At 54.0% G+C, this 13,180-nt stretch carries 11 protein-coding genes; 5 read left to right on the top strand and 6 right to left on the bottom strand.

Annotated features, from left to right (window positions below; genetic code table 11):
• Nucleotides 1-48 precede the first annotated feature (48 nt).
• Together J3361_RS03205 and J3361_RS03200 are read left to right on the top strand one after the other, a co-directional pair.
• A complete protein-coding gene (locus J3361_RS03205) occupies nt 49-1,170 on the top strand; it encodes an LLM class flavin-dependent oxidoreductase (RefSeq protein WP_046061882.1) in 1,122 nt (373 codons plus the stop codon).
• A gap of 130 nt (nt 1,171-1,300) precedes the next feature.
• Nucleotides 1,301-2,185: a fumarylacetoacetate hydrolase family protein gene (locus J3361_RS03200; RefSeq protein ID WP_046061883.1), complete on the top strand. Its 885-nt coding sequence runs from the start codon at nt 1,301-1,303 to the stop codon at nt 2,183-2,185.
• A 69-nt stretch (nt 2,186-2,254) separates the two neighbouring features.
• Here the strand turns inward: J3361_RS03200 and J3361_RS03195 are convergent, their stop codons facing one another.
• The 4 genes from J3361_RS03195 to J3361_RS03180 form a co-directional block, all read right to left on the bottom strand.
• Complete coding sequence (locus tag J3361_RS03195) at nt 2,255-4,078, bottom strand: helix-turn-helix domain-containing protein (protein WP_082097881.1); 1,824 nt, start codon at nt 4,076-4,078, stop codon at nt 2,255-2,257.
• Between the two features lie 277 nt (nt 4,079-4,355).
• On the bottom strand, nt 4,356-5,105 hold the full coding sequence (locus tag J3361_RS03190; RefSeq protein WP_046061885.1) for a glucose 1-dehydrogenase: 750 nt from the start codon (nt 5,103-5,105) through the stop codon (nt 4,356-4,358).
• A gap of 132 nt (nt 5,106-5,237) precedes the next feature.
• Complete coding sequence (locus J3361_RS03185) at nt 5,238-7,373, bottom strand: methyl-accepting chemotaxis protein (RefSeq protein ID WP_207962452.1); 2,136 nt, start codon at nt 7,371-7,373, stop codon at nt 5,238-5,240.
• Nucleotides 7,374-7,430: 57 nt separating this feature from the next.
• A complete protein-coding gene (locus J3361_RS03180; RefSeq protein ID WP_046061887.1) occupies nt 7,431-7,901 on the bottom strand; it encodes a 6,7-dimethyl-8-ribityllumazine synthase in 471 nt (156 codons plus the stop codon).
• Between the two features lie 443 nt (nt 7,902-8,344).
• On the opposite strand from J3361_RS03180, the gene J3361_RS03175 reads away from it, so the two are divergent.
• From J3361_RS03175 to J3361_RS03165, 3 genes are all read left to right on the top strand, one after another.
• Nucleotides 8,345-8,932, top strand: a complete 588-nt coding sequence (locus tag J3361_RS03175) for a flavin reductase family protein (RefSeq protein ID WP_200899315.1) — start codon at nt 8,345-8,347, stop codon at nt 8,930-8,932.
• 135 nt (nt 8,933-9,067) lie between these two features.
• Nucleotides 9,068-9,532 carry a 6,7-dimethyl-8-ribityllumazine synthase gene (locus tag J3361_RS03170; RefSeq protein ID WP_046061888.1) on the top strand — a complete coding sequence of 155 codons (465 nt, stop codon included), beginning with the start codon at nt 9,068-9,070 and terminating at the stop codon, nt 9,530-9,532.
• Between the two features lie 287 nt (nt 9,533-9,819).
• Nucleotides 9,820-10,044 (top strand): hypothetical protein, encoded by a 225-nt coding sequence (locus J3361_RS03165; protein ID WP_161798334.1) that lies wholly within the window; start codon nt 9,820-9,822, stop codon nt 10,042-10,044.
• Between the two features lie 606 nt (nt 10,045-10,650).
• On the opposite strand, the gene J3361_RS03160 is transcribed toward J3361_RS03165, so the two are convergent.
• Entirely contained in the window at nt 10,651-11,295 is a 645-nt protein-coding gene (locus J3361_RS03160) for a TetR/AcrR family transcriptional regulator (RefSeq protein WP_052719906.1), read from the bottom strand.
• Nucleotides 11,296-11,440: 145 nt separating this feature from the next.
• Entirely contained in the window at nt 11,441-12,934 is a 1,494-nt protein-coding gene (locus J3361_RS03155; protein WP_052719907.1) for an APC family permease, read from the bottom strand.
• Between the last annotated feature and the right edge of the window lie 246 nt (nt 12,935-13,180).

The raw sequence follows: 13,180 nt of genomic DNA, 5'->3' as shown, positions 1-13,180 counted from the left end.
CCGCGCAAGCTCAATCACGTTGTAACTCACAATAAATTGGAGGTTTTTATGGATATCGGTCTCTTCATGGTGCCATTTCGCGCACCACAGACCAGCCTGAAAGATGGCTACGAATGGGACATGCAAGTCATTCGCTGGGCAGATGAGTTTGGTTTATCCGAAGTGTGGGTAGCCGAGCACAGCACCATGCGCTGGGAGCCCGTCTGTTCGCCTGAGCTTTACCTTGCGGCTGCGCTAGCACAAACCAAGCGAATCAAGCTCGCCACCGGCGCCAACGTGCCGGCGAACCACAACCCGGTTGCCCTGGCTCACCGGCTGATGCAACTGGACCACATGTCCCAGGGCCGTCTAATCGTCGGTCTGGGCGCGGGCGCTTACCCTTCCGACCACAAGATCCACGGCAACACCAACCCTCCCGAGAAAATGGCTGAAGCCGTAGATATCATGCGTGCAATCTGGGAGAAAAAAGGGCCATTCAAGTACGAAGGCAAATACTGGCAATTCGAAGTTCCTGAGTACGACGAAATTCAGCAAGGGCCATTCTTTGAACCCTTTCAGAAACCACACCCACCGCTGGCGATGGCAGGCCTGAGCCCGAATTCGAAGACGCTGACCGAGGCCGGCCGCAACGGCTATCTACCGATGAGCTTCAACGTGGGCCGCGAATACCTGGCCGGCCACTGGTACCGCTACATGCAGGGTGCGGAAGCGGCCGGCAAGGTCGCTGACCGCAACCAATGGCGAATCGCCCATAACATCCTGGTAGCCGATACCGACGAAGAAGCGATAGACATGGCCGTCAACGGTGCGATGGGACAGGCGTATCGCGAATGGATGCTGCCAGGCTACGAGCGCGGCGGGTTCCTGCCATTGATGGTTCCAGAGCTGGGTAAAGTGACAGCGAATGACATCGACATTGAATACTTGGCGCGAGAAAAGTGGCTTGTCGGTTCTCCGGACACCATAGTGAAAAAATTGCAACGTGATCTGGATGCATCCGGTGGGTTCGGCACCCTGATCCACTTCTCGTTTGACTACCTCGATCAGCGTGAAAAATACCGCCGTCACTTCGAACTTTTGGGCACCGAAGTACTGCCTCGCATCAAGGGCATCGTGCACAAAACCGAGAAACTTGCGGACTTGAAGCGCCCTGCTGGCATCACCGATTGATAACCGCGACGAGGGGTGCTTGCACTCCTCGTTGCCTGTATCACTCGCCTGTTGCTCGGTACGCAGGCAAACCACACCAACGCGCCGGGCGCGAACCTGGCTACAGCACTTCTCTTATCAAGGTAAACAAATGAAGCTGGTAAATTACGAAAGCCAAGGCAAGTTGCAGCCAGGCATCCTGATTGATGAGCACGTGTTCGACACCAAACGATTGCTCACCGCCATAGGCGAAGACGCCCCCGCACAGCTTACCAATCGCCAACTGTTGACCCAGTGGCAGGGCAAGCTGGCGGCGCTGGAAGAACGCGTTGTCAAATCGGCCAGGGCCAACCCGGAAACTGCAGTTGGCCAAATCAGCAAACTGCGCCTGGGTCCACCTATTCATGATTCGAGCAAAGTATTGTGTGTAGGCCTAAACTACCGCGATCACGTGGCTGAAACCGGTCGAAAACTGCCGAGCGCTCCCGACATTTTCTGCAAGTTCAACACCTCGCTGATCGGCGCCACGGATGATATCGCCTGCACAAGCCTCACCCCAAATCTGGACTTCGAAGGTGAACTGGCGGTGGTGATCGGTAAGCCATGCCGCAATGTAAAACCGGAAGAGGCACTCGACTACGTGGCCGGCCTGACCGTGCTGAATGACACCTCCGCTCGCGACCTTCAACTGCGCGGCACGCAGTGGACTCCAGGCAAAGCAATCGACGGTTCGACACCTTGTGGTCCTGCCCTGGTGACCCTGAACGAAATCAGTAACCCCCAAGAGCTGGATATTCAGACGCGGGTCAACGGCGAGGTGATGCAATCTTCCAACACCAGTTATCAGATCTTCTCGATCGCTGACGTGGTTTCGTTTATTTCAAGCTTTCTCGAACTATCACCCGGCGACATCATTGCGACGGGCACCCCTGAAGGCATCGGCAGCAAACGTACTCCGCCATTCTGGCTGAAGGCCGGCGACGTGGTTGAGGTAGAAATCAGCGAAGTGGGGCGTCTGCTCAACGTAGTACGCTAATGCTTGATGAAAATAGTCCCGGACTTGTGCCAGGACTATTTTCATTGTGTTGATGTAATGATGAAACCGTCAGGAACGGACTTCGATCTCAAAGCCTCGTACGGTGTATGAATCTATCTTGCGATACAGTGTCGACCGCCCTATCCGAAGTATCTCGGCAGCACGTAGCCGATTCCCCCCCGCCTCGATCAGCGCCTCTCGAATTTGCTCCAGTTCAGCTCTTTGCAAGCGACTGAGCCGAATCCGCGCCAGCGCGCGACGATGCACTTCTGTCAGATCGTCCAGCCTGACCTCAATCCCTGTCGCTTTGAGTGCCGCCGCCTCGACGACCTCCTTGAGCTGCCGGACATTACCGGGCCACTCAGCCCCCGCCAGTACCTCAAGTAGGCGTGACGATACACGACGTGGTTGAGGCGACGCATTGAGGAAATGGTCGACCAGCAACGGGATGTCATCTCGACGAATACGCAATGAAGGCATCTGAATTTCAATACCCTGCATACTAGAAATTAACGGGAGCATATCGTCAGTCACGGTGGCAAACGTCATGAACACCTTGGGTTGGTCCAGCCCCGAAAGCAATAACGTCAATTGGTCCCTGAACAGCGTCGGCAAACTATCTATGCGATGAAAAACCACCGCGCCACCGTTGGCCAAGTCATCGGAAACTTGTTGAATGTTCAGCCGATTATCCAAGGACAATGCAGTGCATTGATGTGTACGGATAGGCACTCCCATTCGACCAGCCAGGGCGTTGGCCAATAACAGCTTGCCGGTACCGGTCTCACCGACGATATAGGCCGAGATTCCCCTGGCTGCAGCGGTCGCGGCGCCCTCGATGGCCCGCTTGAAGGATGAACTGTTACCAATCAGTTGCTCGAACTGCCCCTTGCTCCCCGTGCTCCGAGACAACCGATTGCGGGAGGAGCGCGCTTCAGACTTGCGCAAACGCATGACAGCGCCCGCATCTCCATCACCACCGTCGACCGGCCGGGCTTGCAGGAACAGTTTTTTTTCCAGACCGCAACTGATCTCGCGCTCGATAGGCTCGTTGCAATGCCGAATCTCTTGGGCATAACCCGCCAACACTGCGTAGTCACTCTGATCAAGCATCTGCATCGCGCTGCGGCTGGCGATGGTGGTCTTTCCGTCCATGGCGATCACCGCATCGGTGCCCCGCTTGCGCAATTCACGCAGATATTCGGACAACAGCAACTGTTCACGCGCAGCCAGGCTGGCGGCCAACGCACTATTGATCTGAGATGCCGCCCCCTGAAGGATCAGCAGAATCGAACGTGGATCCATACCGATCACGAGTCGCTCGGGAAACGCAAGGCTCAGGACCCCGCGGATAGAGCGTCGCAGCGGGTCGCGGATCGGTACCGAGGTGCAATACATATCTTGCAGTGCATCATTGAAGTGCTCGGCGCCCCAAACCTGGACGGCACCACCTTCTTCAATCGCTGTGCCCTCCGAATTCGTGCCGATCTGATCTTCGGACATGCAGCCCCCCAGGATCGGGAAACTCTTCTCCGCACGCTTAACCATCATTGGGTCGCCACGAAAATCAGCGATGGTCCCCATTGAATCGGCCAGGGTCACAATGCCTTGTGATTCCACACACAAGCGTTCAAGCTCGTCAAGAATGGGCCGTGCCGTTTGTAAAATCCTGTCATCCAGGTGCGGCTTGGCGACCAGTTCCATGGTTTTTTGAGCAGGGCTGACCTGACATAGCGCGCTGCGTTGCCACGATCTTGCGATTACCGGGCGTAGCGTGGACAAATCGGTATGCAGGGGGTCACATAGGAATTTTTCTCTGAGCGTGATAATGGCAGATTTAGTAAGTGAACCTGCGGCAACTTCGTGCCGCTTGTTAGTCATTTTAGGGTTCATGTCAATTCTCCGCTCTTGAGAGGCAAGCAAGGCAGTGCAGACCGGCTTTACGCTTGGCGCAGACCTCAAGGGTGTACCGTCCCCCCTCAAGTTCCTGATGAATTGCTCCTCTGCCTAGGTTGAGTTAAACGTCCGCTGACCCTATTCGTCAGAACCCTTCGCAAGTATTCGTTGGGGATGAAACGAGTGGCTGTTGGCGGACGCTGAACCCGAGTAGCTGGCGAAGTGATCTATGAGCAATTGTGATGCCAGACCACACAAGGCCGGTTTGTCTCTATTACTGAGCGGTATAGCCGCCGTCGATGTACAGCTCGGTACCCGTTACGTAGCTCGCTTCATCACAGGCCAGGTACAGCACGCCGTAACTGACTTCCTCTGGACGTGCACCTCGGCCCATAGGCGTAGCGGCTGCGAAGGCATTATTGGATTCGACGCCCTCTTCTTCTGCCATCGGAGTCATTACCAGACCTGGGCAAATCGAATTGACGCGAATGTTGTCCTTCACATATTGCATCGCAGCCGCTTTAGTCATCATGCGCACGGCGCCCTTGGAGGCCTGATAGGAGAAGGAGCCTGCTCCGCCCACCTGGCCGTTGATGGAGCAAACGTTGACGATGGAGCCGCCACCGGCACGCTGCATGGCCGGCACCGCGTGCTTGATACCGAGGAAAACCCCCTGCTGGTTGATCTCCGTCAGTTTGGTCCAGGCGCTGAGTTCTTCTTCGTGAGCGCCTTTCATGGAACCAACGATGCCGGCATTGTTCAGCAGAATATCTACCCGTCCCCAGCGCGCTTCGGCCTCTTTGACGACAGCGATCCAATCAGCCTCGGAGGTCACATCCATGTGGAGATAATGAACATCGTAGCCGGCATCTCGCAATTCTTGCGCCACCGCCGAACCGGGGGCATCGAGCACATCGGTCATCAACACCTTTGCACCTTCGGAAGCGAACAACCGCGTGTGAGCTTCGCCTTGACCACGCGCTGCACCGGTAATAATTGTCACCTTGCCCAAAACTCTATTCATAATTCTCTCCGTTGTTATTAATGGGTTCGCGCCCAGGCATTGTTACTTGCGTCACCTTAGCGCTCTGTCGAGAATGCCGACTGTGTCATTTAGGTACAGACGTCTAAGCCCGGCGGCAAGCGTTCGCGGCACTCAGACCTTGAAGTGATCCATCAGCCGCATCTGCTCGACCGTCAACACATTCAACTGACCGGTGATCTGCGCCGATTGGCTAGCCTGACGGGTCAAGGACTCCGTCACACGACGGATGTTGGCAACGTTGCGGTTGACCTCTTCAGCGACCGCACCCTGCTCTTCGGCGGCGCTCGCAATTTGCAGGTTCATGCTAGTGATGACGGTGACTGCTTCACCGATACGATCCAGAGCCTTGAGTGCCTTGTGAATACTTTGTGCATTGTCCTGGGTCTTGCTGTGACTGTTGTGCATCAGTGTGACGACGCCACGGGTGCGATCCTGGACCTGCTCAACGACGTGACGGATTTCTTCGACTGAGTCCTGGGTGCGTCGTGCGAGAGCCCTCACCTCATCGGCCACCACAGCGAACCCACGTCCACTGTCACCTGCCCTCGCCGCTTCGATGGCCGCATTCAACGCCAGCAAATTTGTCTGCTCCGCAATGCCCCGGATGACATCCAGCACCGAGCCGATCTGCTCGCTGCTGACCGCCAGTGCCTCAACCTGGACCACCACGCGGCTTATCTCTTCACACAGGTTGGTAACCTCAGCCGTACTGTGACGGATGATCGCCATCCCATCCTGAGCCTCATTATCCGCGACCTGGGCGGCAGTGGCTGCACTTGACGCATTGGTGGCAACGTCCAGCGCGGTGGCGCTCATTTCATTCGATGCGGTAGCTACCTGGTCGATTTCCCGAAACTGAACCTGCATGCCTTCGCTTGTTTCACGGGTGACTGTCGAGGACTGGTCGGCGGCAGTTCGGATTTCAATAATGCTTTGCTTGATCCGGGCGACGGTGGGTTGCAATTTGTCCAGAAAACGATTGAACCCGCTCGCCAGCTCACCGAGCTCATCTCGCTTGACGTAATCCAGGCGACGCGTCAGATCGCCATCACCGGTGGCAATCTCCTTGAGCATCTGTGCCACCGAGTTGATTGGACGAATCACACCAGAGGCCATCAGCCATATCAGCGTCAACCCAATCAAAGCTGCAACGAAGCCAACCAACACCGTATTCGTCACCCCTCGAGCCTGCGCGTCGTTCAGTTGCCGCTGCACCGCGAGCGTGTCTTCGAGCAGCACCTGTCGGGGCGCGCCCAGGAGCACATTCCAAGGCATTACACCTTCTGCCACATTCAAAGGGATCGTCGCACGAATCTCTCCCTCGCTCTCGACCACCGCGGTGCCATCTTTTGCCAGATCCTGCACCTTGCCACCCATGTCGGGCGGCAAAGGTGCACCAATGGCTGCGGGATCGACACTGTCCGCCGCAACGACGCCATCGGCGGATGTCACAATGATGTAGCTCTGACCTCCAAACAGACCCGCAGCACTCTTATGTACCCCGGCTTGCAGCGCCGCCAGCGATAGATCGACCCCGACGACGGCCACCACAACGCCATTGACGATGACGGGCATCGATATCGACGTAAGCAGTGCTTTTTCACCGTTGACGGTGTCGTTATAGGGCGATTGCACGCATAGCTGCCGCGTCGTTTTCGGACAAACGAACCAGTTGTTGTAGGGAACACCGCTGGCATTCAGGTCGGTTTTCACTAGATCCGCTTCTGCAATAGTCGAATTCACCGAACTCCCGCCGTAGCGACTCCATTGAGCGGTGAAGCGCCCGGTGTCGTTTCCGCTGTGAGTTGCATCTCCCACAAAAACGGCATCTTGACCATCCAGTGAATCTGGCTCGAAGACGATCCACAGCCCTTGCAAGCCGAGTGCGGTGTTGCGTTCATACAGCTTTTTCACGCTATCGTTGAGCAACTCACGCAATACTGCGGGATTACCGCCGTGTCGCTTCCACCCTTCACTCTGGGCGGTGACTTGATCGGCCAGCGACGTCAGCAGTATCTGGCTCTGACGAAAATAACTGCCCAACACGGCCGTCTGTTCAGACGCCTTGGCCTGAAGCAAGGTCTTAGCGCCCTGGATCATCGCGCGCTCGCTGGCTTGGGCGACTAGCGAATTATTCACGCTGGAAAAGTGGATATTCATGGCCACCACCACAGCAACTATGCCGAGCAGGCACAAGCCTGCCAATACAACAATTTTGACGCGAATAGAGCCAGTATTGAGAGACATGTTTTTCCCGATGACGACAGCCGGACGGATTGATGAGCAACCACCTCAAAGACTTTTCTAGACAGGCCACAACCGTTCAAGAAACTGTCTGAGAGCGGGTAGAGAAGCCTTCAGCTTGCTGATTTGCAGCACTGCATCAGCCGCTTGCCGCCCCTTAGCATGGAAATGTTCGAGCATGACCTGATGCTGTTGCGCATTCTCGGGAGCAGCCTTGGGACACGCGAGTATCGATAACACCAGCACGCCGGTATCCAGCCCTACCCGCATCAAGCCGTTGGTCACGGACTGAGAAAGAAAATGGCCGTGTTGCCACGCGGGGTCTTCCTCGACGTAACCTGCGGCGACAATCACCTTGTAATCGCCCGTTCTGGCTAGGTCCATCGCCACATTGGGAACTGCGAACAGGTCAGACACGACAAATGACGCAATCCGTTCTATGGGAACTTTCTCGCGAAACCCATCGAAGGCCTGCTGAACGAATTCCTCGTGTGCGCCCGCTTTGATAAATGCATAGACAGCATTCTTCATGGCGTTTGGTTCCGTCTTGTTTTTTTGTCTGGACGCACTTGCAACGCTGCCAGATGCCTCTGTGCCCAAAGGCCCGTCAGCCCCCGGACAAACCTCCAGGAACATGGCAGCGTAACAACGTGCTCGGCCAAGTCTCGGGGATCACGACAGCAAAAAACTGTCCCATCTTGAGTCACTTACAAATCGCGCCGACAGCGGCAACGCATGGTCCCGCGTGGGAACGCATGCAACGCCCGCCTCCTATCCGCACTCAACGCGCTACAACCCTCGTTGGCTCAAGTTGGGACAGTTTGACTATTCGTTTGTGAGAGAACCTGAGATCAGAGCAACCCGCCCCTCTGGTAACGAACTCCTGAGTCGAGAGGGGCAGAGATGAATCCCGAACCCTGTACCGGCTGGCGGCCATACAACAACGCGCCGCCAGTTTTGATCATGTGATTTTCATGACAGCTAAACAGCGCTTCGGCGCGAACAAATGCACAACCCTGCAAGCCTGTGGAGATAGAAAAATGTCAGAGCTACAAAGTGCTAGCCATTCCAACTCAGGGGTCGATAAAACCCTGTTCCTGCATGCCATGTCGATTCTGCCAGGCCCGGTTTCGCTGGTAACGACAGGTGAAGGGGAAAACCGCATGGGCCTTACCGTCTCGGCGCTGTGCAGTCTCTCGGCTGAGCCGCCGTCGCTGATCGTGTGCGTGAATAAAAATGCCAGTGCCCATGATGACCTGCTGTCACGGGGCACGTTCGGCGTTAACGTACTCAAACCTGATCAAGCCGACTTCGCCACACTGTTCACACAGCGCGGCGTAGATCGCTTCGCCAGTTCCGAATGGATTCAACGCGTCACCGGCGCGCCCCTGCTGGGCAGCGCGCTAATCGCATTCGATTGCAGGCTGGAGCGCTCTATCGATGGTTTCTCCCACACCATTCTCATCGGCTCCATCGCCGATATCGTGGTAACGCCAGAGGCTCCATCGGAGTGCCTAGTCTGGCACCAACGCCGTTACCGCACCTGTGCAGAGATTGCCTGATCACCGCTTCACACTGTGAACCAACAAGTGACTGATTCGATAAAGCATCACGACTTGAGAGCAGCGCCTGACAACATGATTCGACCTTGGCCATAAGGTGCTGAGGAAACCAAAAAAACAGGATGAGGTAAAAACATGGTCTCCAATCGATATGCATTCATCAAAGCCGGCTGGCATGGCGATATCGTGAACCGGGCGTTGGAGGGGTTCTACGAAAACATCTGTCCGGATCAGATCGATGTATTCGAGGTGCCTGGCGCTTTTGAACTGCCCCTGATGGCTCAAGAGCTTGCATTGACCGGCCAGTACGCGGCAGTGGTCGCGGCAGCCCTGGTGGTAGATGGCGGTATATATCGACACGACTACGTCGCGCAGGCTGTTGTTGATGGTTTGATGCGCGTTGGCCTGGATACCCGCGTGCCGATTCTTTCCGTGTCGCTGACCCCGCATCACTTCCAGGAGACGAATCACCATCGCGCGATCTTCAGTGCGCATTTCCTGGAAAAAGGCCGCGAAGCCGCCAACGCAGCAATCAAAATAGGCATGACCCGGGCCACAGTGTTGGGTAAGCCGCAACGAAAGCTGCAATCGGCAGGCTGATCAAACGCAGCAAACTGCCGAGCGAGCGATCCGACTCGGTCCAAGGTCGCCGCTCTGCAGCAGAGACCGTCGCCGTAGCCATAGCCGTCACATTGCTCCGGACACAGCCAACCCAGCCTCATTCAACGCCAGCACGCCGATTGTCGCGGCGACGGCGAGGTCCTGGATGACCGGGATTTGGCGATCATCAACACGGCGAAACCCGCAGCGCCGCGGCCGATGTCCTGCATGATTCCTTCAACTTCTGGGCGCCGTGACTCAAGCCAATGGCAAATATCAGGAATGGGATGAGTATCGAATACGGATCGAGAGCAACCCCTAGGGTGGACAGTAACCCAACAGCCACCACGGCGATGATCGAGCACAACAGCACCAACAACGTGGTGTGCACGCAACGTGTTTACCAGAACAACACGATGCCGCACATCACCAGCGTCGCCGCGAAGAACGGCTGCATCTGGCGCATGCCGGAGATCAGATCATCCACTACCTTGGAAAAACCGACGATGTGAAGCTCGATGTTGTCGGTTTCGTACTTGGGCCGAATCTGTTCAAGCGAGCCTGACTGCGCGTTGTAGTACAGCAGCTTGCTATCATCCGATTGTGATGTTCTGAAGAGGCAACAGCACAATGCTGGGCTTGAAATTGGAGGCGACGAGTGGACCCACTTCCCTGATCGCTCAACGTTCTGTGATAACTGGTCCAGGCATTTGGCAGAGCCGTTGTAATCATCCGGTATCACCGGCCCGCCGTCGCCCCCTCCTCTGGGACTCGATCCACCGGGTCGCTGGGGTCTACAGCGACTTCATGTAAGATCGGTTGACACCGGGAAGCGAAATGTCTCGTCGTTGATTTTCTTGACCGTCTCAAGACAGGTGCCATCGAAGATGCTGCCTTGTCTAGCTTCGATCACAATTCGCAAGGTTTGCCACCCTTGCCCAACTGCCATCGATTTTCCAGATAGTTCTGCACCGAGAGATCTTTACTTGAGGAAGCCTTAGCTGCCGCACCGTACGGAGTTGATCCGCAATGGCGATGGCCGAAGCTTAATCACTTTGCCCTGTCTAAAATTCAGCTGTTGAGATGATAAATAAAACTCAATACTGAAGTTTTACAAACTAAAAATTTAGCACTCTTCTAGATAGATTAACGCTATAAACTACAGCAGCTTCTAAGCTACCTTCTGATCCGTCCCAGCGCCACCACGAGCCGACACTATCTATAAGCTTCCTCACCACCCTCGCATTAACCGCGCAATCCCGAGCCCCGATGTCTTGCGCTATCGACGCGTACATATAGTCACAAAAATCCTCCCAGTCATCGACTTCTTTGCGCAAACCCTTAGGAAGAACCTTTGCAATCCGATCTGTCGCGATGAGAGCATCCCAAATATCGTTCTCCGGTCGCTGCAACTGCTGACGAACATGGAATCCAATCAATGCAACCCAATATTGCTCGGGGGTACGACAGTTGCCTAGCGCTCCACGCAACGAACGTGCAAAATTGTTGTAATGCCAACGCATTGCGGCGGCAACAATCTGGTCTCGCCCTTCCGGGAAGTGAGAATATATAGTCGGTGGCTTCACACCTGCCGCGGCAGCAAGGCTGCGCATGGAAACGCTAGCGATGCCCTCCCGAGTTGCCACGCGAAGAAATGCGTCGAGAATGACCTGCTTGCTTCGAGTCAAGCTATCCCAGTCGAAGGTGTTCACATAATTTTCAAGGCGTCTCAGCATACCTGCCGCGTTCTCGGTTTCGCGCATCCAATTCACAACCCTAAAATCAGTCTAAGTATTTACCACAGACTACCACAGCAGTGTACTCGAGATAAATACCACTCAATAAGCCTGCGATAGCATAGTAAAATCCGAGTGACATTAAATCACTCGGAAGTAATGATAAGCGACGTCAACTGTGACTGCGTCCCAGTTTTTCAAAGATCTCCGGCTTAACTTTTCTATAGTAACCAGCAAGTACCATTCCAAATAATTGAACAAAAAATAAACTGTACAACATCCAAACACGCTGACCTGGCTCCCCCCCTACCAGCAACTCAAAATTTTTAGCCACCAATACTACCAACCCCATGAAAAAGATCGAAGATATCGCAGGCGCCATAAATGACTTCATAAAACTGGCTTTCTCAAAGCGACCTTTTTTGACGAACCAGGTCAACGCAGAAAAGTTAACCAATGTGAGGAGGAAAATCACTCCGGCAGTGCCCACACCAGAAAGCTGCCCGTAAAGGATCTCTGGCTTTACCTGAAGCAGGATAAACGGACATAGAACCAAGAGAACTAAAAAAGACACGGCCATGGAAGCTTTAAAGGGTGAGGCATGCTGTGGGTGCACTTGTTTGAGAAATGCAGGCAGTGCGCCATCAGTTCCAAGATTGTACAAATAACGAGAAAGCACATTATGAATGGAGAGGATGCACGCAAAAGACGAGGTTAATATCAACAGAGAGATCAGCACATGGTACTTACCATCCACATACTTCGAGAACGCGACTGAAAACATCGTGGCCGGTGATTTTATGGCCGCATCCTGCACACCACTTCCGTATGCCATAATCAATGCATATGCACAGAATGTGTATACCAATCCAATAAATATAATCGCGCCATAGGTTGCGATCGGTATGGTTTTATCAGGGAGGCGAACTTCATCACGGAACAGAGCCGTTGCCTCAAAACCCATAAAGAAAGAAACTACGAACAGCATCGCAAGTGGCAAATTAACATTAGACCGCGTAAATTCGCTAGGAGAAAACGGCGCTTCGGCAGCAATCGAAGTATCCCCTCCGCCTTTTAGTACTGCAAACGCGAAAACTAGACAAACGACTACTTCAGCTACCATTACCCAGGTCAAAACCTTAGCGGATAGCTCTACATTAAAATAGCCTAGAATACCTACAGCAGCCCAGCAAGCCAACGCATACCAGTACCAGGATAATGAGTAACCGGATACTTCTTGATGGAGGTCTGCACAAGCCACACCAAAATATGCCGCTACACCCGTAAGAATCAGAAAATATGAAACTGCGGCCATCAGGCCTGAACCAAGTCCGGACGATTTACCTAGCCCAAAACTAATAAAGGAATAAAAATCCCCTGGGCGCTTAACCGCAGCATTTAATGTGACATAGCCAACCCCAAATATCAAAATCATTGCCGTTACAATGATAAATGCAAGTGGACTTGCTATGCCTCCAAACGACAGTGCAACCGGTATGTATCCGGAAACTGTGGTAAGGGGTGCCGAAAAGGCCAGAACAGTGAGAGCCAAGCTGAATGCGCCCATCTGCCCGGTAAGCTTGACATGATCCGGAGATGTAGAACCCCCAACAACCCCGGCCTCTGCGCTTATCGTCATTTTGAAGTCTCCAATGATAACTTTCATTAATGTGCATTGGCAGATGGGGTCTTGCTATTTCATCATTATTGTAATACCCAGCACTTACGTAGCTTGCAGAAGATGTCTGCTTTTCAGTGTAACCACCATTTGCAGGCAATTAAACACACACAGATTCCTCCTGCAAATTACACAAACATTCATTCATGCTCTTTGATTTAAATACGACCACTTCCTTCCACAAGCATATATACAGCAAAAAAACCTTATTCATAAGACAATATGAGCACCAAC

The organism is Pseudomonas sp. OA65, from assembly GCF_017498305.1.
GTDB lineage: Bacteria > Pseudomonadota > Gammaproteobacteria > Pseudomonadales > Pseudomonadaceae > Aquipseudomonas > Aquipseudomonas zanjanensis.
Note: the sequence above shows the minus strand (reverse complement) of the source record. Positions and strands in the feature narration are given on the sequence as shown.